The following is a 2143-nucleotide window of genomic DNA, read 5'->3' as shown; positions in this document are numbered from 1 at the left end:
ACGCACCGGGCAACATGTAGTCGGCCAGTGTCGTGGCCAACTCGGCGCGCAGAATGGCCGTCGAGATTTCCCGGCCCGGCTGGGGAACCACATAGGCGACCAGGCGCTTGTCGCCAGGCTGGTCTTCACGCGCGATCACGATCGCTTCGCGCACGCCATCGCAAGTAGCAAGGCGCGCCTCGATCTCGCCCAGTTCGATACGGAAACCGCGAATCTTGACCTGGAAGTCGTTGCGGCCGAGGTATTCGATATTGCCGTCGGCCAGATAGCGGCCCAGGTCACCCGTGCGGTACATCCTGGCCCCGGTCACAGCGCTGAACGGATCGGGGATGAAGCGCTCGGCGGTCAGTTCGCCGCGGTTGAGGTAGCCAAACCCGACGCCGATGCCGCCAATATGGATCTCGCCAGCCACCCCTACCGGTACCGGCATGCCGTGGGGGTTCAGCACATAGATGTGGGTGTTGAAGATCGGCCGACCGATCGGAATAAGCTCCTTGCGGTAGTTCCGCCCTTCGCGCTCCAGTCGGTGGTAGCTCACCACGTCGCTGCACTCGGTCGGGCCGTAGCTATTCACGAGTTCGAGCTGCGGACAGCGTTCCAGCAGTTCGGCCACACGCCCATATTGGATGGGTTCGCCGCCCAGGAATACACGACGCAGGCTGGTGCAGCGTGTCGCCGCATTGACGCTCTCAGCGATGGCGTAAAACGCGCTTGGGGTCATGTTCAGGGTATCAATGCGCTCGCGCGCGATCTGTTCCACAATCTGCTCGGGATCGAACAGCGGTGCGCCCAAGTGCAGCTGCCCGCCCGCCAAAAGACACACGAAGAGGTTTTTTTGCGTTAGATCGAAGCTGAACGAGGTCACCACCAGCACCTTGTCGGCGGCGCCAAACGCGAACTCGCTGCCGTACCAGAACAGTAGGTTTCTCAGACCGCGATGGAACACGCCGGCGCCCTTGGGTACGCCGGTCGAACCCGACGTGTAGATGACATACGCCAGGTTGTTCTCGGTCGGGGTTAGCGCACCGCGCACTGGATTGCTGTCCGGGTAGTGGCCGAACGTCGCTTCATGCTCATCAAGCAGCAGCGTGGCCATGCTGCGCTGTGGCAGCCGCTCCTGCACCGCAGTCTGGCTGAGCAGCAGCGTCGGGGCGCAGTCGGCCAGCATATAAGCCAGCCGCTCATGCGGATAGGCCGGGTCGAGCGGCACATAGGCCGCGCCTGCCTTGAGAATGCCCAGCAGGCCGACAACCATCTCGAGGCTGCGCTCGACACAGATCGCCACCCGATCATCGGGCTTGACCCCCAGCGAGAGCAGACGGTGCGCCACCTGATTGGCACGGCGGTTCAGTTCTGCATACGTGAGGCTATCCTGTTCGTAGACCACCGCCGTCGCCTCGGGCTGCAGGGCTGCCTGCTGCTCGAACAACTGGTGAATCAGATGGTCTTGCGGATAGGCTGCCGCGGTGTCGTTGAACTGCACGAGCAACTGATGCCGTTCGGTCTCAGGAAGAATGTCCAGCGACCGGACCTCTTTTTCTGGTACATCACGCAGAGCCGCTATCAGCGACTCCATCGCACGGTTCAGGTAAGCATTGATGCGGGAAGGATCGATCGCCTTGACACACTGGGTACTGATGGCAAAGCCGTCGCCAAGATCGTCGACTGAAACTCCTAATGGGTAATTTGTGCGCTCTTCTCCGCGTACGTGCCGGATGCCATCCCATGCGCGCTGCGAATCGACTGGCTCATCTGCGGATGCAGCATGGCTATGCCGATAATTCAGCATTGTTGTGAAAAGCGGCAGCGTCGGCGGTACCGAGCTGCATCGCTGGGCCAGGGCCAGCGATGCCTGTTCGTGCGTCAGCAATTCGGTCAAGCGAGCGTTGGTGCTGCGTACGGCCTCCTTGACGCTGATGCCCGACAGACGCAGATGAAGCGGCAATGTATTGATGAACATGCCGATGACTTCGCCAGCCCCATCCGTTCCCTGAAGACGACCGGAAAGAACGGTGCCGAATACAACGTTATCCGAGCCGCAGCACTGTGCCAGCACTTGAGCCCAAGCCAGGTGAAAGAGAGTGGCCGGGGTAACGCCTTCGCGACGCGCCGTCTCACGGATCGCCAGGGCCAGATCGTCCGT

General features: G+C 61.5%; 1 protein-coding gene. It reads right to left on the bottom strand.

Translation table 11 applies throughout. The features are described from left to right. Positions 1-2143, bottom strand: a 2143-nt coding sequence (locus tag U1H99_RS30045) for a non-ribosomal peptide synthetase (RefSeq protein WP_323145157.1), incomplete at both ends; no start/stop codon positions are given.

It is taken from the genome of Massilia phyllosphaerae, assembly GCF_034659755.1.
Classification (GTDB): domain Bacteria; phylum Pseudomonadota; class Gammaproteobacteria; order Burkholderiales; family Burkholderiaceae_D; genus Telluria; species Telluria phyllosphaerae.
The sequence above is the reverse complement of the archived record's forward strand: the minus strand, read 5'-3'. Positions and strand labels throughout refer to the sequence as shown.